Origin of the sequence: Enterococcus sp. DIV1090, assembly GCF_050537975.1 — a bacterium.
Taxonomy (GTDB): domain Bacteria; phylum Bacillota; class Bacilli; order Lactobacillales; family Enterococcaceae; genus Enterococcus; species Enterococcus faecalis.
Genome location: NZ_CP172917.1, coordinates 2,386,905 through 2,405,273 on the forward strand (window position 1 = coordinate 2,386,905; position 18,369 = coordinate 2,405,273).

Annotated in this window: 23 protein-coding genes; all 23 read right to left on the reverse strand. The window is 35.8% G+C overall.

All coding sequences use genetic code 11. The features are described from left to right. Positions 1–11: 11 nt before the first annotated feature. Positions 12–2,726, reverse strand: coding sequence for a phage tail spike protein (locus IGL48_RS11560; protein WP_252689702.1), 2,715 nt, complete (start codon positions 2,724–2,726; stop codon positions 12–14). After that, a complete protein-coding gene (locus IGL48_RS11565; protein WP_252689700.1) occupies positions 2,708–3,442 on the reverse strand; it encodes a phage tail protein in 735 nt (244 codons plus the stop codon). Before IGL48_RS11565 ends, IGL48_RS11560 begins: the two co-directional genes overlap by 19 nt. Beyond that, complete coding sequence (locus tag IGL48_RS11570; RefSeq protein ID WP_430601666.1) at positions 3,432–6,329, reverse strand: tape measure protein; 2,898 nt, start codon at positions 6,327–6,329, stop codon at positions 3,432–3,434. The genes IGL48_RS11565 and IGL48_RS11570 overlap by 11 nt, the downstream gene beginning before the upstream one ends. A 248-nt stretch (positions 6,330–6,577) precedes the next feature. Then, positions 6,578–6,928, reverse strand: a complete 351-nt coding sequence (gene gpG / locus IGL48_RS11575; RefSeq protein ID WP_025188244.1) for a phage tail assembly chaperone G — start codon at positions 6,926–6,928, stop codon at positions 6,578–6,580. A 52-nt stretch (positions 6,929–6,980) separates the two neighbouring features. Next, positions 6,981–7,823, reverse strand: coding sequence for a major tail protein (locus IGL48_RS11580; RefSeq protein WP_252689698.1), 843 nt, complete (start codon positions 7,821–7,823; stop codon positions 6,981–6,983). Further along, complete coding sequence (locus IGL48_RS11585; protein WP_252689696.1) at positions 7,824–8,198, reverse strand: phage tail terminator family protein; 375 nt, start codon at positions 8,196–8,198, stop codon at positions 7,824–7,826. It abuts the gene before it with no gap. 3 nt (positions 8,199–8,201) lie between these two features. Next, complete coding sequence (locus tag IGL48_RS11590) at positions 8,202–8,600, reverse strand: HK97 gp10 family phage protein (protein WP_252689694.1); 399 nt, start codon at positions 8,598–8,600, stop codon at positions 8,202–8,204. After that, complete coding sequence (locus tag IGL48_RS11595) at positions 8,593–8,970, reverse strand: hypothetical protein (RefSeq protein WP_252689692.1); 378 nt, start codon at positions 8,968–8,970, stop codon at positions 8,593–8,595. Before IGL48_RS11595 ends, IGL48_RS11590 begins: the two co-directional genes overlap by 8 nt. Next, on the reverse strand, positions 8,967–9,311 hold the full coding sequence (locus IGL48_RS11600; RefSeq protein WP_002395886.1) for a hypothetical protein: 345 nt from the start codon (positions 9,309–9,311) through the stop codon (positions 8,967–8,969). Before IGL48_RS11600 ends, IGL48_RS11595 begins: the two co-directional genes overlap by 4 nt. Before the next feature lie 8 nt (positions 9,312–9,319). Then, positions 9,320–9,556: a hypothetical protein gene (locus IGL48_RS11605; RefSeq protein WP_002402418.1), complete on the reverse strand. Its 237-nt coding sequence runs from the start codon at positions 9,554–9,556 to the stop codon at positions 9,320–9,322. A 23-nt stretch (positions 9,557–9,579) separates the two neighbouring features. Beyond that, positions 9,580–10,482, reverse strand: a complete 903-nt coding sequence (locus IGL48_RS11610) for an SU10 major capsid protein (protein WP_252689690.1) — start codon at positions 10,480–10,482, stop codon at positions 9,580–9,582. A gap of 13 nt (positions 10,483–10,495) precedes the next feature. Further along, the gene (locus tag IGL48_RS11615; protein ID WP_252689688.1) at positions 10,496–11,122 is read right to left on the reverse strand and encodes a capsid assembly scaffolding protein Gp46 family protein; all 627 of its coding nucleotides are present in this window, start codon (positions 11,120–11,122) and stop codon (positions 10,496–10,498) included. A gap of 140 nt (positions 11,123–11,262) precedes the next feature. Further along, a complete protein-coding gene (locus IGL48_RS11620; protein WP_025189865.1) occupies positions 11,263–11,526 on the reverse strand; it encodes a DUF6275 family protein in 264 nt (87 codons plus the stop codon). Between the two features lie 67 nt (positions 11,527–11,593). Next, entirely contained in the window at positions 11,594–11,914 is a 321-nt protein-coding gene (locus IGL48_RS11625; RefSeq protein WP_202531041.1) for a hypothetical protein, read from the reverse strand. 2 nt (positions 11,915–11,916) lie between these two features. Next, positions 11,917–12,963, reverse strand: coding sequence for a phage head morphogenesis protein (locus tag IGL48_RS11630; protein WP_202518409.1), 1,047 nt, complete (start codon positions 12,961–12,963; stop codon positions 11,917–11,919). Continuing rightward, positions 12,941–14,410, reverse strand: coding sequence for a phage portal protein (locus tag IGL48_RS11635; protein WP_064687108.1), 1,470 nt, complete (start codon positions 14,408–14,410; stop codon positions 12,941–12,943). The genes IGL48_RS11630 and IGL48_RS11635 overlap by 23 nt, the downstream gene beginning before the upstream one ends. Positions 14,411–14,422: 12 nt before the next feature. Beyond that, on the reverse strand, positions 14,423–15,700 hold the full coding sequence (locus tag IGL48_RS11640) for a PBSX family phage terminase large subunit (protein ID WP_173944846.1): 1,278 nt from the start codon (positions 15,698–15,700) through the stop codon (positions 14,423–14,425). Next, positions 15,687–16,148 (reverse strand): terminase small subunit, encoded by a 462-nt coding sequence (locus IGL48_RS11645; protein WP_002405234.1) that lies wholly within the window; start codon positions 16,146–16,148, stop codon positions 15,687–15,689. Before IGL48_RS11645 ends, IGL48_RS11640 begins: the two co-directional genes overlap by 14 nt. A 53-nt stretch (positions 16,149–16,201) precedes the next feature. Then, entirely contained in the window at positions 16,202–16,420 is a 219-nt protein-coding gene (locus tag IGL48_RS11650) for a hypothetical protein (RefSeq protein ID WP_104859439.1), read from the reverse strand. 93 nt (positions 16,421–16,513) lie between these two features. Further along, a complete protein-coding gene (locus IGL48_RS11655) occupies positions 16,514–17,137 on the reverse strand; it encodes a hypothetical protein (RefSeq protein ID WP_252689687.1) in 624 nt (207 codons plus the stop codon). A 247-nt stretch (positions 17,138–17,384) separates the two neighbouring features. Beyond that, a complete protein-coding gene (locus IGL48_RS11660) occupies positions 17,385–17,804 on the reverse strand; it encodes a transcriptional regulator (protein ID WP_126268699.1) in 420 nt (139 codons plus the stop codon). Further along, positions 17,805–18,044: a hypothetical protein gene (locus IGL48_RS11665; protein ID WP_002404561.1), complete on the reverse strand. Its 240-nt coding sequence runs from the start codon at positions 18,042–18,044 to the stop codon at positions 17,805–17,807. It lies immediately after the preceding gene. Continuing rightward, positions 18,041–18,238 carry a hypothetical protein gene (locus tag IGL48_RS11670; RefSeq protein ID WP_430601649.1) on the reverse strand — a complete coding sequence of 66 codons (198 nt, stop codon included), beginning with the start codon at positions 18,236–18,238 and terminating at the stop codon, positions 18,041–18,043. Before IGL48_RS11670 ends, IGL48_RS11665 begins: the two co-directional genes overlap by 4 nt. Positions 18,239–18,369: the final 131 nt, after the last annotated feature.

The window sequence follows — 18,369 nt, forward strand, 5'->3', positions numbered from 1 at the left end:
TTTGCTCCTTTCTAAAAATTAATAACATCACGTGGGTTGATTCGTTGCCACTGTCCACCTTTCCACACTTCAAAGTGAAGGTGAATACCTTTAGCAAGTCCAGTGGAACCCATTATCCCAACACGACTATTAGTAGTCACTTTTTCACCAACAACTAAATCAACTGAATCCAAATGACCATAATAGGTCCAATAACCATCATCATGTTTAACAACAACATAGTTTCCACCAGTTCCATCATAAGTGACAGTTTCAACTGTTCCGCTACGTGCCACATAAACAGGGGGGCTCGTGCCTGCTGGCACTGAAGCAATATCTATGCCGCCGTGAATAACGTTCGTTCCCCAGCCGATCTGGTCCCATTCTTGAGTAATCGTATAAGTTGAACGAACAGGATTCATCCAAGTTGGCTTGCTAGGTTTCAAGTCTTTCAGCAAGTTGTACCAATATTGAGCCATCGGAATTCGTTCTGGATGTGTGACCGCTGGTCGTTCAAAGTTTGCTTCAAATGCCATCGTAGCTGTGCCAATATCTGTTAAAGCTTTAAATTGCGCTACAGAATATGGATAAGCTGCGGAAGGAATATATTGGCCGTTATGCATATGCCATTCTAATAATTGAAGTTGAGTATTAATGTTTCGGTAATCGCCGCTTATTCCAGCTTGACCTAGCAAACGTTGGACATAAGCACGGCCACTTTCACCTGCGATTGGTGATGTCCATTGAACTAGACCGTAACCAGGACCGCCACCGCCTTCGTCAATATCAGGCATAATTCCAGATTCTTGATCCATATTTCCTAAAATTCCAGCGGCCGCTTGTTCGCTGTAGCCTTTTGATTTTAAGAACTGCCAAACTGCCCAAGCATTTTTCTCTTTTTCGGTTGTTAGCTCTGGTGGTACATCACCATCATTGCCGCCTGATCCATCACCAGGTATTACTTCTTTACCTCCGACAATCAACCTATCAACTGTTATAGTTGATTTGCTTCCTTTTGGTCCAAAGAAGTTAAAGTTATTACCAACAAAGAACTGTGTTAGACCAGTAATTAAATGACCTGCTCCTGATTGATTAGATAATCCAATAATTTTCTGAGGGTTATCTGCGACCAGTAGTAACGAATTGCCATCAGATACTACAAGATTTCCATTAACATCTCTCAAGTCTGGAAAAGGATTCCCTTTTGTTCCTATTGAGCCAATGTGGCTATTGCCATTCCAGAATTCTAATCCTTGCTTAGTCAATTCCATTATTTTCGTTTTCCCATTCCAAGCTTGCAGAGCGCCGTTAACTAAACGCAAAATATCTCCATATGCATTGAATGATGTCTCAAAAATATCAGATCTAATTTTACCAGCTCTGATAAAGTCGGCATTTAAAATACCATCAATGGTCCAAGCGTTTCTAAATGGACCTTTCCACCCAGTAGTTGAAAATCCGATGCCCTGATTGTTAATAGCGATAACATTCTTCGCGGTATCTGTGGAATCTGTATCCATAAAATAAAGCGTATGCGGCCTATTTTTAGGATATTGAAGAATACTACCACCTTTCACGCCATTGATTAAATCGGTAATGTAATCAATAAAGTTACTCATGTAGTCTTTTTTAGTTAAGGTTTTAATTGCTTCTTGAAAATCTTGACTTTGCTGTTTATAAAAAGCAACTTGGATATCTCCAGCAGTAATCTTTATTGTTTTTTCTGCTAAAGCATCATAGACAATCCCTGTAACTTTTGTTTGAATGTCAATATCATAAAACTTGTGATACACAGTGAACGTATCGAATAAATTATAGTTCCTCATTTTCGCAAATTCTTTTGCTTCTTCTGAATCTGTGAGTTTCTCAATTTCTAGTTCAATAGAAACTTTAGGCTTATCACTTCCTGGATATAATGTAGTGAAGTATTTACCTGCCACTTTATTTAAGCTGGATAAATCTTTTACTCCTTGATCTTCAGTGAACTGAACGTATTGAGCGTAAACATCTGGATATTTGTTGATATATTCGCTCTTAACCGCTTCTCCATAAATCCGTTGAGAAGTTCCGTCTGCACCACTTTGAAGCTCTGCAAATGGTAAAACTTTAGTAACAATTGATTGCCAATCAAATTTAATGGTTAATCCTTTTAAATCTTTACCATAACGAACAGTTCCAACGTTATCTCGTCCTCTACGTCTTAACAAAGATAATTTAAAAGGTTCTCGTTTGATTTCTCCACCCCAATATTGAAGCAAAGAACCTTGTTCACCAGCAATACAATTAAGTACGTTTCTAGCTTCGAATACCGTACTAGAAGCTGTGTTAATATCAGAATAAAGTTTGATATCGCATGGCTCGTCCATGTTCTGTTCGATTAATCTCATAGCTTCTGCACCATTACGATTATCAACTGTTACTAGCCTTACTTGTCTGTTTCCTAGTTTATAAGTACGAGATTGAGCATAAATGACAATACTATTAGTAAACGTATCTTTAAACGTTTGTTTGATCTCGAAAATGTGGTATTCTTCTAAGTCATTCGGCTTTGCTTTAATCTGATAGCCATTTTCAAAATAATCACTAAATCTGCTAATCGCTGGATAGTCCATTTCTAGTTCATATTTTCCGTTTGCTTCTTCAGTGATTTCGCAACGTGTCGCATCAATAAGACGTCCTAAGCCGTTTGTTGTAAAATCTTTTTCTCCAGGTTTAAAAATAACTGGAATCAAACTTTTCGCCTCCAATTAGGCTGAACTTTAAACTCTGTCACTTTTCCAGTCCAGCGAAAATTATTTTCTCCACTTTTTAAAATTGGGTAATCTTTGAAAAGTGTTTTATGATCCAAGATTTCAAACGCTCCACCTGATTTTCGATAAGCTTCTTGTTTTTCTGAATCAATAATGATATCTCCATCTATAGCTTTTAATGCATATTCCTGATTATTGATGAAAAAAGAAATATCCCCAGAACCCAAAATCTGAATAGTAGGTTCTGAAGGATATTTTTCTGTGTTTATTAATTGTTTAGGATTACTTGTCCAATATTGGCCAATACGATTTTTTTTGAAAGGTCGGATACTTACAGTAAACTCAAAAGGAATTAAAACCCCTGTTTTTCTTGTTCCTGTAAACTTTGGTGGACTTGTTACGATGGCTTGATAGATGTAATGTTCATCAAAATAGGCGATAAAGTCTGAGTAGTTTCCCATATCGAGCCAAAACGAGATTTCATCTTCTAAGAAAGATACTTCTTGTAAATTTCTTGCTTTCGCATAGCATGTAATGGTGCGTTCTACATTTTTATAATACTCAAAATCAACAGCTATTGAATCATTACCCATTCGCTCCCTAAGCTCTACTACACGTCCAGCAGAAAGTCGTTCAGGTCTTTCTCTCATAAACACATTAAATTCAGAGCTATGTTTTCCATTAAGAAAAAACTGACCTCTTTTAAATTCCACCAAAAGCACCTCCTACTGCATCGCTATCTCTATTTTTGACAACTTGAATGTATTTAACTAATTTTTGAGCCATGCTCATTAATTGCTTATCATCTAATTCACCCATTGCTTGTAAATTAATGTTAAAGGTATCACCACCAAAGGTAGTCGTTGCATTGCTGTTGTTCTTATCTGATTTAGATCTTTGTGATTCCTGTTGATTAGCATATCTACCTGTGACAGAAAAATCCGGTAATTCTGTAGGTAAATCAGCCATATTTTTAACCGATTTATCCAAAGTTCCTTTTTCTTGGTCAATGCCATCCACAACACCCAACACGATATTTTTACCAATCATATCTCGCATCCAGCGCGAAGGAGAATGAATATCTAAAGCTCCTTTGATTTTTTCTTTGATATTACCAGCTACTTCTTGAATTTTTTCCCCAACTGCGTTAATCATAGATCCGATACCATCGACCAAACCTTGAATAATGTTTTTACCAATTTCAAATAAATCAACATGTTTTAAATCTTCAAAAGTTTGTTTTACATTCGACACTGTATCACTGACACTTCTTGTGAGATTATTCCATGCATTTTTGGCCCCTTGTACCATGTTGTTGAAGGTTTCTATTGTGCCATTTCTAATTCTATACCAGGTTTGAACAACACCATCTTTTATTCCGACCGCCGTATCAACAATCCACTGTTTGAAGTTGGACCATGTATCTTTTGACCATTGAACAGTTGCATTAAATGTATCAATGGTTCCTTGTTTTAGGTTGTTCCAGCCATCAATCGCACCATTTTTAATGTTTTCTACTGTTTCAAAGAACCAAGTTTTCAAACTTTCCCATATTCTAATTGCTTCAAATTTAATATTTATCCAAATTTCAATTATGGAATACTTAACTTCAATCCAGATATTGATTGCTCCATATTTAATATCAATCCAAAGTAAAGCGAAAAATAACTTCACATCAATCCAAATCTTTTTAATTGTCAACATCAATCCATTAAAAATAGAAGTGACTGAATAGGAAATAGCTGTAACCGTATTATAAAAGATATTTTTAATGCCAAACCATATTGTTTGAGCTGCTTCAGCAATATTATCCCAAACGGCAATCATGTTCTCTTTTGCTTCTTCCCACCCACCTGTAATCATTGATGTGATGAAAAGTATTGGAGCTAACAGAACATTTTTTAGAATGGTAACGACATTTTCAGCGATCATTTTGACATTTTCAATGTTCGCTTTCATAGCGTTAACAACCATTTTAAACGCATTTTTGATTCCTGTTACATACGGACCAATATATTTCCAAACAAAATCAAATGCTGTTGTGAAAACATCTGATATTGATTTTCCAATACCCTTAAACCAATCTTTCGCATTATCAAAGCCGTTTTTAAAACTTTCTCCAACACTTTTAGCACTATCAGCAGCACCCTGCTTGATGTTTTCCCATGTGTTTTTTGAGCCTTCTTTTGTTGAATCCCAAAGTCCACTAAAGAATTCTTTAGTCCCAGTCCATTTATTTTTAACCCAGTCGGCTGCGTTTCCAGGAGCTTCTTTCATCCATGTACCAGCATTCGAAAAAGCTTCTTTTGTGCCATCCCACATATTGCTGAAGAATTCCATTGTCGAATCCCAAGCTTTTACAACTACATCAGCAGCGCTTGAAATGACCTCCTGGATATTTTTCCAAATATTTTTAACAGCATCTCTAAAACCTTCATTAGTTTTCCAAAGATAAATAAACGCTGTGACTAACCCTACTACAGCAGTTAAGATTGCAACAAAAGGATTTGATAGCATTGTCTTATTTAAAATTGCTTGAGCTATCGAAAGTGCTTCTGTACCTTCCCTCCAAGCTTTAAATGCTGCATTTACTTTATTCACAAGCATCAACGTACCAATGCTACCAGCTAAACCTGCAAGCAGCGGTGCATAAGGTTTTAACGTATCATACAATGTTTTAACTGTCTTTATCATTGGCGGAATCATTTCAGCAAACTTAGATAAAGCCGCTTCCATCTTTGCGCCTTTGTCAGCAATAATTTCACTAATACTTCCAAAACCTGCACCCTTTAGTCCTTCATCAATTTTAGTTACAACGTTGGCCACGCCACGAACGATCGCAGTCTTCATGTTAGCTAAACCAGTTTTAATACCAGCGGTTGAATCTTTAGCAATCTGTTCTAATGATTTAAGACCTCCTCCGCCCTCTTTATTCAATTTAATTAGAGAGTCTTGAAATTCTTCAACTGAAATTGAACCATCAGAGAGACCTTCTTTCATCTGACCAGCAGTTAACCCCATTTGTTTCGCTAAAGCATTCAACGCTGGACCCAAACCACTGTTAATCATTGAGTTCCAAGTTTGCGCATCTACTTTACCATTTGAGAACGATTGGGACAGCTGGATAATAGCATTGTCTACCATCTCTGCAGACCCACCAAAGCCGAGGATACCATTATTTAAAGCTGCGAAAATCTGTTCTGATTTTCCTAAGTCATTTGTAGACGAAGCAATTAATTGAACACCTTTAATTGCGCTGTCTAAAGGTGTAGGTAACCCTTGGATACTCTTCTTTAAGCTATCCATTGTCTTTGATGTTTCGCCAGCTGAAAAGCCCATATTTTCAAATACACGGTTTGCATTATTTAACGTATCCACACGATTAATGGCCCCATCGATATTGCTAGTGATCAACCCAATACCTTTAGAGATAATTTTAGTTGCCCCGCTGGCTAAAAAGTTGCCGACAAATGACGTCCATATGCTCCCAAGAGAGCGGCCGCCTTTTTGTCCTGTTCTGTCAACCTCTCCATCAAAACCTTGCAACTTTTTTACTGCCGAATTTAGACCTTGGGAGAATCCTGATTCATCCAGTATCATTTTTAAGACTAAGTCTTCATTGTTCAATAAGTACCCCCTCCCTTCTTAGAACATTGTGTGTTCATCAAGGAATTTAAGTTCTTCAAATTCTTTAACAGCATCTCTGAACGCATAAAGTTTCATAAGTTCGTTCAAGTCTGTATTCTCAATTTCGTTTAGTGTCCAACCATTTTCAAGCAGTGCAATTTTTAATTCTGCTTCTCGGTACTGTGGACTAAATTTAAAATGAGGATGATAAAGGAGATCTGTTACTTTTTTTTCTGGTCAGAATAGATCGCATCGTATCCTGAAGTAATAGATCCTAATAACTGACCTGTAATTTTTAATACTTCCCGCGCATCTAGTCCATCAACATATTCTTGTCCAGTGAACTGTCCTTCAAAAATAACGTTAGCGATAAGATCATAGCATTCTCTTAAAATAGGACGAATTACTTCCATATCATTTGTTTTTGTCGCTTCTTCTAATTTAATTTGTAAATCAGTACCCGCATCCATAACGGAACCTGGTAAAAACTCCGCAGATGTGAATTGCTTACAGGTATATTTATCGCCATCTTTTATCATTAATTTAATTTTTTGCTGAAATTTACTTGCCATTTTTTAATTCCTCCATTTAAATAGGACGACACTTGGCCGCCCTTAAATTTTATTATGCATTAACTGTTACGCTGCATTCAGCTGTATGGTTGCCATCTTCAGTAGTGACAACAACAGTTGTGGTTCCTGCTGCTACTGGTGTAACTTTTCCTTGTACAGGTGTTATTGTTGCAATTGAAGTATCATTTGATTTGAATGAATAGTTTTTGTTGGTTGCATTTTCAGGTGTAATTGTTGGCGTTAGAGTTGCGGTTTCACCAACTGTTAGAACTAATTCCGTTTTATCTAAAGTTACACCACTGACAGGAGTTGTAGACTCTTCACGTGGATCAGTTACTTTAATGAACCAGTTCTTAATCATTTCTCGATCTATATTTTCATCGTCTTCATCCACAGAATACATATATCCTAACCCTGGAACATCCACGAAAGACCCTGTCCATTCTGGATGCGCATACGTAACCGAACTCCCTTCACGAGTTGATGTTTCATCCGATGTCAAGGCAAATTTACCTTTATAAAAAATCGTATATCGGTACTTTCCGTTAGATTTTAAACGTTTATACGCAAAAGCTCCATCTGGTGCAATATCATCCCCCGAACGTAGTACACCGCCTTTTAATATTTTTGCTCCTGTAATTGTTGCTAAAACTTGATTTTCATATCCATTCGTTTCCATACCAATTTCAGCACCGCCAAAAGATACAGTTGAATCTTGCGCAACACTGTCACCATAATCTGTTGTAGTTTCAGTGCTTACATTAGGTTTAACGTTTACTGCAGTTCCGATTGTAGTTGGCTCTCCGTAAGTTGGAAAAGTGCCTGATTCATCTACTAAAGGAAACCAAGTAGGTGTTTCAACGGAAATAATATGAACATTTTTCTTATTTGCCATCTATTTTTCACTCCATTCAATTAATTGTGGGAATGCAACATTAAAATTAACATGTTGAATTCCGTCTGTTTTAAATGCTTGATAATCTTCTGGAAATAATTCGTTTCCATCTAGATTTAAGACATTAAAAAAAGCCCCGCATTCTTCTGTTAGGCTTGTTACTAATTGTTTATTTTTATTGCTATCAACTAACGCGATATCAACGTTATATGCTTTATTCTGAACGTTTTGACCAACGTTATCAGTGATACTTTCCTCTATGCTCAAAACAAAATAAAACGGTTCTGACGATTGCATCACATCATCAAGATAGATAGGGGCATCCGAGAACTTTTTTATTTTGCTAGTAAGCATTTTTAAAATTTTATCGTACATACCCTATCCTTTCTTCGCGATGACAATCGCCATTTGTTTAAACCGTTTTGGAATATATGTTGCATGAGCTAATTTATAAGACTTTTGCAACATGAATCGCCCTTTAACAAATCCACCATTCTTAGTTCGGTGCCCATCGTTTACATATTTGAAATATTTTTCATTGTTAGTTAGTGCGCCAACAATTTGATTGCTTGACGTTTTTCTAGCTTTAATGATTCTGTATCCGCGTCTCAAATCACCCGTTTTTATCGGCGTAATAGGTACAATTAACTGATAAATCTTCGCTAACGAATCATTGACCATCGCAATACCTTCTTTTTCGGCAATTGGAGTCATTTTCTTCAAGTTTGCAATAACTTTGTCAGTATTCGAGGTCATTCTAAAATCACTTTTACTCATCGATTGCACTTCCTGTCAATGTCACTTCGATGTGACTTGGATAGCTAAAGGGTTTCTTTGCAAATAAAATATGCTTTTGACCTGTACTTTGAATGACCGTGATTCTGTCGGCCTTTTTCACATCTACATCAGGCATTAAAAACAATTTTTGATCTTCGTAAGTGATATTAAAGGTACCTTTGTTTTCAACAACTGGTAAGCTTCCAGCGCTACCCAGACCACTTTGAGACAGCGCGCATTTTAACTTCCCATCATGAATTGGTGAATAACCTTGTTCCGTAATACCTGTTTTAGGATTTTCGATATCACTCATTCTTTCAATGACACACGAATCAAGATATGTCATCGCTAAAATATCTGCTTCATTCAATAGAAAAACACCCCACTATCACAGCCAATTAAACGTTTAATAGTGTCGCTGTAATTACCTAGCAACGCTGTTATACTTTGCTGTGTAGTTGCATAGCTAATAGATGTATCACCGCGCTTAATGCTAGTTACAGCTTGTTCCGTTTCACTTTTAAGTGACTGATATAGAATTTCAATTACAAGCGAGGTAAGTAAATCCCAATCAATTTCAATCTTACATGTATTGTAAGATCCGATTTCCAAAAGAACTAGGTCTAAGACAGACGAAATACGCTCTTTTGAAACATTAGGTAGCATTTTTGAAACTTTTTCTATAATTACTTTTTTTTGTTCGTCTGTCATATAATCACCTAAATTTCTGTTAAATCTGCAGCTTCTTCTAAAATGGCAATAGCTTTTTTATCAGAAACACTCACTTCGATTTTTCCGTCAACTGCTGTAATAAATTTGCGTGTTTCAGGATGAACGAAACCAACAAAATTTTTATTTTTTAAAACTTTGAATGTTTTTGTTGCAGGTTTCACTTCTTCAGTTACTTCTTTTGTCTCTTCGATTACTTCTTCTTTGACCTCTGACTTTTTAACCATAATTATTCTCCTTTACTTTTTAATTATTCACCTGGTGCTGCAGTTGCAAGGTTTAAGATTGCCCCTGAATTCGAAGCGTTGTATTCAATCGTGTACTCACCAACTAAACCAATACGTTTTGAATCAGTTGTTTTAGCTAATTCCTCTGCGCGCCATTCACGTAACGGACGTAGCTCCACATAGTTTGTATCTAAAGCAATCATTGTTCCACTTGGCAGTGACGGCTCAATTAAAGCTGTACCTGATCCATAATTTGAAACAATTTTTCCTAGTTGCAATCCAAAAGCTACTTGATCTCCAAAGTTAAACACTTTAGTGCCCGCTTTATCAACTTCATCGGTCATTAAATCAACCATATCAGTCGAAACCAGACATAGTTTTTCTCCTGCATAACCTTTGTCAAACATAGTTTTAAACATTTTATCCACATCTTTACGTGTTACTGCATCAGCTGCAGACGTTTTAACTAAGTTATCAGAGTTGATTAAGTTAATTACACCAGCCATTTGTCGTCCTTTAGTACCATTTTCGTCAGCTTTTACACCAATCAAAAGTTTTTTGTTTAAATCTCTCTTCATTTCTAACGCACGTTGAGATACTTGATTAGCTAATTCACTACCTACCCCATTTACATTGATAGCATCTAATGTACCTGAAACAGAAGTAGATTTACGGAAAATTTCAGTATAGTTATTGAACCATTTACGTCCTGAATCCGCATCTGTATAGTCTCCACCTTCTAATTGCGCAGATGAATCTTCTCCATCAAGTTCTGATTCACGCCATTTGATCTCCGTAGAAGTTGCTGGGCTAGTTTTTCCAGCTCCTAATAGCCAGCTTAAAAAAGGTGTTGACGGACGTTGTAATGCATTGATTTCTTGTGAAATATCTAAGTATTCTAGATTATTTACTGTAGTTTTTTTCATTTATAAATTCCTCCTAATTGAATGCTTGTAATTTTTGCCCTAATGCTTCTTTAGGATTTTCAATCGGTTGCGTTGACTGATTACCATCAGATGCATTAGTTTGTTGCTTATTACCGAATGCTTTTGTCATTTCCATGTTTTTAATTGCTTCAGCATGCTTTTCATTGATGGTGCTTAAAACACCTGTGAATGACTCTACAGCCTTTTGTGTGAACTCTGTATCTGAACTAACTAAAGTGTTCAACATGAACTGGGAAACTGAATCTTTTAATTCTTTATCAAGCTCTAAGCCAGCAATTTGTTCAGCTACAAAAGCTTTGTTTTCATTAGAACGGCTCTTAGCCTTCTCGGCTTCAAACTCAGTTTTTAATTTCTCAAGTTCGATCTGTTCTGGTGTTTTGTTCTTTTTAGCTTCTTCATATTGCTGCACAGCTTCCTGTTTTAGCTTATCAAGGTTATTCTGTTTCCAAGCTTCTAACTGTTTATCTGCAGCACTTTGTGATTGAGATTGAATGAATTTCTGTGCATCTTCATTCGATTCGACAAATGCTTTAAAATCATCAATAGTGAACTCTGGTTCATTTCCCCCACCATCAGCAAACATCTGCAAATTCATTGGTAATAATTTTTTTGTTTTCATTTTGTTTCTCCTTTCGCCCCACGATTCGTTTGCACGCCCCGCATTGCTTTAGATTTATTAATTGCGCCCCACCATTCAATTAAGCCCAGCGTTACGCTAGTTTTACGTCATTTCGGACAAAATAAAAAGCCTAACTTTTGCTAGACTTTAATTGCCTTGTTTTCCCATTTTTTGTATGCATCAAAATAAATTTCTTGCTTGTCGCCGTTCAGTGTTAACTCATAATACATCCCATCAAGCAAAGTTGTACTTAATAGCGCTTTGTTATTTTGTAATGTTTTGCAACTCCAAACAACAAAGACATCTTTTTCAGTAATTTCTTTTTGATCTGATTTGTCTAGGTGTTCGTTGGCATAATTTAAAACAATTTCTTTACATTTATCAATAAATTTTTGCGAATCCATCTTTTTATCCTCCTTCCTCAAAAATTCTTCATAATCACTATCTAAATAATCATAGGAATCCATCTAATCACTCCCAATTCTTGTGAACCAATTCAGCACCGAACATTTGATAATCAGTAACAGCATCTTTTACATTTTGCAGAGTCCTAGACACAATCGAAATAGTTAATTTACTTTTTTTACCTGGTAAAGAATACAAAATATCAACGTGACAATAATTACCACCCCAAACTGATTTAAGCTCATCTTTGACGATATTACCGTTGCCGTCTCTCAAAGTGTGTTTGGTTAAGTATCGTTCGTTTTCTTGTTCAAAAGCTTTTTTATAGGCTTTTTCTGTACCATTCGTAACTTCTAGATTTAATACTGCTTCAAATAATCCTTTCATTGCTATCCTCCTCTCCTATTTAATTTTATTCCCCAATTATTATTAGCGAATTCATTCAATAAATCACCGAACATTTCTTCATACAATTTATCTATATCATCACTAATTTCAGGGATAATTGGTATTTCAGTACAACGACAACGTCCATGATACGGTGGATGCCAATCGTCTTTAATCTCTTTTCCGTGACGTCCACCACAAATAGAGCAAACACGCTCATCTTCTGCCGACCAGCTTTGTGTTTGCTTAACACCTACATCCTTTAGCGATTTTATTACACCCTCTACAGCAAAATGGGAATATTCCGTTCTAACAAGATTTTCAATCGATCGATTAAACTTTCCCTGCTCTAACTTAAACATGCCGCTAATAACACCATCGTTTTTCATCGTTCTAAGAGCTTCTAAAACACCTTCACCACTTGCCAATGAATTAATAATGGAATTGCTCAAACGTTGCTCTAGAGATGATATATTGCCCCACAAGCGAGATGAAAATGTTTTTCCACTCCACGGATAGTTCATGATGTTTTCTAGTTCATTCCTAGTTAAACCAGGAGCAGAGCCGCCTAATAACTGCATCAACGCATTAGAATTAGAATTGTAGATTCGTTTTGTAATGTTTTCTAAGTCGTTATTAAATTTACCATTGACGTCGCTTGCGATTGCTTCATCAGCTAACGTTGAAAAGATATCTGCTCGTAATTGTAATAGACGATTGACTTTTGCATAGTCGTAAGATGGGAAATACTCATCTATGAATTCCTTATAAGCTTCATCTGATTCCATTAACTTTTCATAGTTTTTGTCAATATATTTACGATACTTTTCTTGGTCTCGTTTGCTAAAGTCTTCTAGCATTTCGCTTTGTGTGATGTCGTGTAAATCCGCTTGTGACAATAGCTGTCGTTGAATTTTAACTAAAGCACGTTCAAAAACTGATTCAAGCTCACTAAGAGTTTTCTTTTCTAGTTTCAAACGGGCTTTGTCTTCTAATTCTCGGCGTTTTTCCCAATACTTTAAACTGCTACTCGTCTGTTTCTTTGGCATTGTCCACACCGCCTAAATTATAGTCGCTGCTTGGATAGTTCTGAGATTGCTCTAAATTCATCATGTCCGCCTCGTAATCTGGATCTTTAACGAATGGAATTTGATTTATGATAGTACGTTTTGATACATAAGGTGCTAATTTAGGTAACGCCTCAGCAAGATATCCAATATCGGTTGGTAAACTACGACTAAATGTAAACACAATTTTAGAAACATCTACTTCTAATTTATCGTTAAATTTTATAAAAGCTGCCATCGTCTCTGCAACTTCTTTTAATCCTTCTTTGAAGTACTGCTCTTTCGTGTTTGTTTTGGCTTCTAGTGCTATTATTTGCCACTTGCGAGCTTCACCAGAGCTATTGGATTTAAATACTTCATCGTTGAAGTCGATTGACTTAGTGACTGTGTAGTAAAGCTTTTTCAACTGATTAAGATGATACTCGTTGAAATCTTTGTTAATATCTTTCGTTACATAGCCAACCTTAGCTTGTGGATCTGGCAAATTAATGATGCCTAGCTGTTCCATCATCCTCTGTGCTTCTTCTTCACCTAAACGAGACCCGCTAATCATCATATACGCTAATTTAAATTGCTCTACCTCGTTTTGCTGGTCTGACAGGCTTCTATCAAATGCATCAGAAAGTTCCTCTGCTACTTCAAAATCACAATAACGGTTCGTGTTGTTTTTAAATTCTGATAGGTAGAATGTTTCTAGTGGATTATCAGTTTCTGATGTCAATTTAAATGTTTCAGCCGCATTCATTACATTTGTTTCCACATATCTGTTATACGTTAAGATTTTTTTCTTAGTAACAACTTTCATTTCTTCGAAAAATTTCTTTTGGTGTGTGTCATATTTCTCTCGAATGAAAATATCTGCATTTTCATATTTTTCGGCTCTCCATGGTTCAACATTACATGCCCACAATTGCCACTCTCCCGCAGTTTCAACGGGTTCTAACAAACGAAAAGCAACACCACAAGCGCCTTGATATCGTGCCGTGTCCGAATCCAACATTGCGAACCGCATTTCTTTAACTAATTCTGCTAGTCTATCGAATTCTTTAGGCGTTTTTATCTTCGCACTGACGTTACCTAAAAATAAATCCTTTGTTTTTTGAATTAAGGACTTCCGTTGTTCAGTAACATCATAATCCCATTTAACTGGGATACCTGTGAAATGATCAGCTGCTTGATCAACAATGGTGTTGTATAAGCCAGCGTGAAGTTTATTATTTACTTTTATAATTTTTGTGTTTGGTTTAGGTCTGCTATCAATCTCATTTTCTTCACTTGTATAAGCTTTGTATTTACGCTCTCTGTCATCAAAAAATGGCTTCATCTCTGTTATAAAGTCATTTGGATCAAACAGATCTTCGTTTATTTGCGTAGAATATTTCGTTCGTAATCTTTTATATCGATTCAACGTTAAATCACTTTGGAACAATCATTCCACCTCCTAAAATTTAATGAAACTTACGTTATTTTTCTCCATGTCTTCGCTAAAAGCATAACGAGTTGCGTCAATTGTATGATTGTCTTTGTCTTCTAAACGTGCTTTGGGGTTCCCATCTTTATCAGTTTGATAATCGATGTTTTCGAATTCTTTGGCGATTTTTGGCGTTCTTAACGGGTCGATACAAATAAATTCTAAGTCGTCTAGCCACCCCTCGCCGTACTCGACGGAATCGGGGCCTTTTTTCACACCGAAAACTCTAGGCATTCCATGTTCGCTATTCAGTTCAGCGATGGACTTAGGTTCTGCTGAATCTGCTCCAATACGTTCAGACTGGTAGCCTTTTTCTTTCGCTTTTTGGGCAAATTCACGGTTACTAATCTTAACTCCATAGATTTCATCGATGGCATAGATGCCATTTTTCTTTTTGTCATAGTGCCATCTAACAAATGCTAGCGGATCTGTAGCATAACCGAAGTCGAGGCCGTTTCTGATATTGTCAAAATTAGCCACCATTTCATCAGTTATACAGTCTTTCTCCACTTTTAAGTTACTGAATGGAACGACTCCAGAACCGATTGCTTCACCATCGTATTCCCATCTAGCACGCAAAGGATTTCTATCTCTTGCTGCCTCCACTTCTTTCAAGAATTCTCTCGAAATAAAAGGATTATCTTTATAAGTAGAGTGATGAACAAATGTATTATCAGGTTGGAAACTAGATTCATATTTTTTGTTCACCCAAGATTGTCGACGTTTTGGCGGGTTGTAGCTGAAAAAGAATTTATAAAAAAGACCATTTCCTAATTCACCACGTAAAAGTGAATTGGTAATGGTCGTTACTTCATCTTCAGTTTTAAACTCGCCTAACTCCTCAATCCAGCCAATCGCAAACGGGAACCGACTATCTTTTAAAGACTTGATTCTTTCAGGATTTTGGGCACCTCTGAAAATCATATAATTACCACGAGGTATGTATGTGATTCTCAACGGCGATTTATTAAATTTAAATAGATGCGTTACCCCTTGCTGTTCAATCGCCCACTTCATTTGCTCGTAGATTGATTGTTCTAATGTATTATCAACATATCGAATGCCAACCGCATTGACAGCATACCTCATAAGTAATTGAGTAATAATATGTGCGATATCTGATGATTTACCAGAACCACGTCCACCCTTACAAACAATATTGAGTATGTCCGAATTAAGAGTGGCTCTCCATACCGAATGAAATTTTTTCGGTAATAATTCTGATAGTTTTTTCTTAACCATCATCATCACCGATATCATCAACAAATACTGGCATTTCAGTAACTTCTATTTGTTGCTTGTCGGTGAACAGCGCATGACGTTTACCAAGTAATTCGGCTGCTTTAGTCCTCTCCTCAGTGCTAGGAGTATATTCATAGCTTTTCTGATGCGTAAATATTTCCCCTTCATCATTAGTTGTTTCGGTATTATAAACACCTTTCATTTTTTCACCGCGCATGGTGCTAGTGAGATACTCTAGGACTTCTTGTGCATCTGCAACTCTTTCGTTCTGCATCTTTTCTAGCTGTTCATCAATATATCGCTTCACGTTAGCATCTGTTAGCAGTCTACTTGCATTCACTCTTGCTGTGGTGTCTTTTTTTATGTTTGGATATGCGACTTTATACGCTCTAGTGCCATTCATATCAATTAGCCATTCATCAGCAAAAACTTGATGTTTTGGATTCTTTATCATGTTATTCACCTTCTTTCTAAACAAAATAAAAAGACTCCTTTCGAAGTCTTAATTCAAGATTTATTTATATATTCCAAACCTTTTTCTGTTAAAGCACAACCTGCTAAGCTAATGTAATCATCCGATGCTCTTACAGGTTCCGTAATATATCCATCATAATATAACTTAGAAATAATAGAACAATAATTATCTGTATCTATACCCAAAACTTCTTTTGACGTATTTTCTCCATTTTGAATTCTCTTTAATAGAACCTTATCCAAGGTTATCACCTCCTACATTTAATAATTATACAATTTAAATTCGATTTTGTGGGAGGTGTTTAGCCATTAAAAATATAAATCATATGATAAGCAACGATAATTTTATTTTCCTTCTTTAGCTTTATCCCATTCTTTTTTTAAATATACGCTTATATAATTTCTAATTTCTACAATATTTTCAGAGTTTTCATCCAGTTTTTTTAAAACTTCTTTTTCTTTTTCATATGATTCACTAGCATTAATTTCTTTCAAAAAACTAATTGAACTTGTGAATAATTCTCTAATTTGTTTATGTTCATCACTATCAGCAAAAAGTAAAAAAATTTGTTCTGATATTGATATACTATTACTTACCGATTCATTCAATTCTTTTTTTAATCTAATGATTTCATCCTTGTTATTCTCTATTAGCTGATCGTAGGAACTTTCCGTAGTTTTTGTATTTTTTGCTTTAGTATTACCTAGGATTGATTTTTCTTCCTTAGAAATTCTATCTACAATTACTGTTATTTTATAATAGTTTGAAATATATTCACTCACTAAACCTCTTACCAAAGCAATCCATTCTATTCTTGCCTTTGCTTTTAAATTGGCATCAATTTGTTTTTGAGTTATTTCCTTTTGAAGTACTTCTTTTTTCTTTGTCTGTGTATAATTAATATATACATTTGCAAATATTCCCGCTATAGTTCCACCAAAAGGAACCCATAGTTGCCACCATTCCATCTAAAGCACCCCTGATAATTTTTTATTTAAGTATACCAAAGGTTTAGTTTTTATAATAGCAGCACTCGCAAACCTATAGAAAAAAAGAGAAGGCTCTTCACCTCCCCTCTAAGAGAACGTATCAGTTTGCGAGTGATAGTGTGATCAGTGTTAGCAACGAGATAATATTTATTTTTGATTTCCTTACACTTCTCACACTACTAATTTACCATGTGAAATAACCTCGATAGTGCACAAATAGTGCAAATTATATATCTAAATTTAATTCTTTTGCGATTTCTTCAAAAAATATTCTTTGTAATTCGAAGGCCTTTCTTCTACTACAAAATATTTTCCCTTGATCAATTAATCCTTGCATAGTGAATCTAGGCCGTTTTTTAAAATGAAGTTCTTGAATGATAGTGATGGTATCTTCGCACGATTCACTAAGCACTTTGTCAATAATGCGTTTATTCCGTTCTAAGCTTGCTAGCCGTCTGTCTTGTTCAATCGTAATAAGTAAATTGGCAGCAGCTTCATTATTTCTATGTGATCCTTTAATGCCACTGTTCAAATCACTTTCTCTATATGGATAGCGTAATTCTTCTTCGCGTTGCCGAATATAGTCATCGGTTTTATAATAGTCTCCTAAAATATCTTTAATATAGTTAAATGTTGACGTCCGCAACTAATCATCATCTCCTAAAATTAATTTAAGTTGTCTATCATGCAGATAGTCCATTGTTGCGATTAATTCTGCTGTATATGTTTCTATGTCTAGCGTGTCCATGTATCTAGGCTCAATTAATTCTTTTTGTTGATGAATTGCGTTTCTGATATCGTAACCAATTTTTTTCAATGCGTATGAGTATGTTTTTCTGTACTTATCTTGTAAAAAATCTTCTGCTTTTTCACTTAGTGATTTCATTTCTGCACCTCAATCGTGATCGGTCTTCCATACTTTAAAATTTCCCAAGTGCCAGCATCATGTGACATTGATTGGCCCATTTCATAGTGATGCTTATCAAATTCAGCTTCTTTTTTTGAAAGATATGGTTCTGAATACTCAACATAAACGCCATCGACTTGCCTTCCTAAGATATAAACTTCTGGATAACTCATACACTTGAACCTCCTAAATATAGCCCTAATCCCAAAATAAACGAGCATGAAAGGAAATAAACGAGGTCACTACTTGTTATGTCATTTCCATACACGAAATGGCTCACGGTTGCTTTTGCTACAAGAATCAT

Excerpts from the sequence above, each read along its gene's own strand:
- IGL48_RS11570 (WP_430601666.1), bottom strand. The coding sequence starts at position 6,329 with ATGATACTGGATGAATCAGGATTCTCCCAAGGTCTAAATTCGGCAGTA.
- IGL48_RS11665 (WP_002404561.1), bottom strand. The coding sequence starts at position 18,044 with ATGAAATCACTAAGTGAAAAAGCAGAAGATTTTTTACAAGATAAGTAC.
- IGL48_RS11600 (WP_002395886.1), bottom strand. The coding sequence starts at position 9,311 with ATGACAGACGAACAAAAAAAAGTAATTATAGAAAAAGTTTCAAAAATG.
- IGL48_RS11640 (WP_173944846.1), bottom strand. The coding sequence starts at position 15,700 with ATGATGATGGTTAAGAAAAAACTATCAGAATTATTACCGAAAAAATTT.
- IGL48_RS11620 (WP_025189865.1), bottom strand. The coding sequence starts at position 11,526 with ATGGATTCGCAAAAATTTATTGATAAATGTAAAGAAATTGTTTTAAAT.
- IGL48_RS11645 (WP_002405234.1), bottom strand. The coding sequence starts at position 16,148 with ATGATAAAGAATCCAAAACATCAAGTTTTTGCTGATGAATGGCTAATT.
- IGL48_RS11655 (WP_252689687.1), bottom strand. The coding sequence starts at position 17,137 with ATGGAATGGTGGCAACTATGGGTTCCTTTTGGTGGAACTATAGCGGGA.
- IGL48_RS11630 (WP_202518409.1), bottom strand. The coding sequence starts at position 12,963 with ATGCCAAAGAAACAGACGAGTAGCAGTTTAAAGTATTGGGAAAAACGC.
- IGL48_RS11615 (WP_252689688.1), bottom strand. The coding sequence starts at position 11,122 with ATGAAAACAAAAAAATTATTACCAATGAATTTGCAGATGTTTGCTGAT.
- IGL48_RS11625 (WP_202531041.1), bottom strand. The coding sequence starts at position 11,914 with ATGAAAGGATTATTTGAAGCAGTATTAAATCTAGAAGTTACGAATGGT.
- IGL48_RS11670 (WP_430601649.1), bottom strand. The coding sequence starts at position 18,238 with ATGAGTTATCCAGAAGTTTATATCTTAGGAAGGCAAGTCGATGGCGTT.
- IGL48_RS11610 (WP_252689690.1), bottom strand. The coding sequence starts at position 10,482 with ATGAAAAAAACTACAGTAAATAATCTAGAATACTTAGATATTTCACAA.
- IGL48_RS11580 (WP_252689698.1), bottom strand. The coding sequence starts at position 7,823 with ATGGCAAATAAGAAAAATGTTCATATTATTTCCGTTGAAACACCTACT.
- IGL48_RS11585 (WP_252689696.1), bottom strand. The coding sequence starts at position 8,198 with ATGTACGATAAAATTTTAAAAATGCTTACTAGCAAAATAAAAAAGTTC.
- IGL48_RS11590 (WP_252689694.1), bottom strand. The coding sequence starts at position 8,600 with ATGAGTAAAAGTGATTTTAGAATGACCTCGAATACTGACAAAGTTATT.
- IGL48_RS11605 (WP_002402418.1), bottom strand. The coding sequence starts at position 9,556 with ATGGTTAAAAAGTCAGAGGTCAAAGAAGAAGTAATCGAAGAGACAAAA.
- gpG (WP_025188244.1), bottom strand. The coding sequence starts at position 6,928 with ATGGCAAGTAAATTTCAGCAAAAAATTAAATTAATGATAAAAGATGGC.